This window comes from Sphaerisporangium melleum (assembly GCF_014646695.1).
In the GTDB taxonomy this organism is placed as follows: domain Bacteria; phylum Actinomycetota; class Actinomycetes; order Streptosporangiales; family Streptosporangiaceae; genus Sphaerisporangium; species Sphaerisporangium melleum.
On sequence record NZ_BMNT01000140.1, the window covers coordinates 1 to 908 of the forward strand.

Sequence of the window (908 nt, forward strand, 5' to 3'; positions counted from 1 at the left end):
AACGACCAGCCTGGCGAGAAGGTGGTCATCGGGTTCTCGGCGCCGGCGGCGGACCACGGGTGGATCGCGGCGATCACGAAGAACGCGGCGGACGCGGCCAAGCAGTACTCCGATGTGGAGTTCAAGCCGGTGGAGCCGACCAATGACATCAACCAGCAGATCTCGGCGGTGGAGTCGCTGATCGCGGCGAAGGTGAACGCGCTGGTGATTCTGCCCAATGATGGTGAGCAGCTGAACCAGGTGGCGCGTAAGGCGATGGACGCCGGGATTCCGGTGGTCAATGTGGACCGGGTGTTCCCGGACAAGTTGTCGTACCGGACGTGGATCGGTGGGGACAACTACGGGATGGGTGTGGCGGCGGGTCACTTCATCGGCAAGACGTTGAAGGACAAGGGGGTGGCGAGTCCGGTGATCCTGGAGATCCAGGGGATCGCGACATTGCCGTTGACCCAGGATCGCAGTAAGGGGTTCGCCGATGCGCTGAAGACCTACGGGTTCAGTGTGACGGCGCAGCAGGACGCGAAGTTCACGGTGGAGTCGGGGACGCAGGTGGCGAGCAATCTGCTGCAGGCGCACAAGAAGATCGACGCGATCTGGAACCACGATGACGACCAGGGCATCGGTGTGCTGGCGGCGATGAAGGAGGCCGGCCGCAGTGAGTTCTTCATGGTCGGTGGCGCGGGGTCGGCGAACGCGATGCGTGACATTCAGGCCGATTCCGGGGTGCTGAAGGCGACGGTGACCTACAGCCCGACGATGGCGGCTTCGGCGATCAAGCTGGCGCGGTTGATCGCGCAGGGCAAGGGTCTGTCGGACCTGGTGGAGCAGCAGGTGCCGCAGTCGGTGACGCTGACCTCCGAGACCGTGACCAAGGAGAACGCGCAGGCCTACCTGCCGCTCGGATTCGA

The 908-nt window shown here is 64.2% G+C and carries 1 protein-coding gene; it reads left to right on the forward strand.

Features of this window, described 5'->3' with window-relative positions; all coding sequences use genetic code 11:
* Positions 1-908 (forward strand): ABC transporter substrate-binding protein (locus IEY93_RS37535; protein WP_189167892.1); only part of this gene is annotated, 908 nt, incomplete at both ends.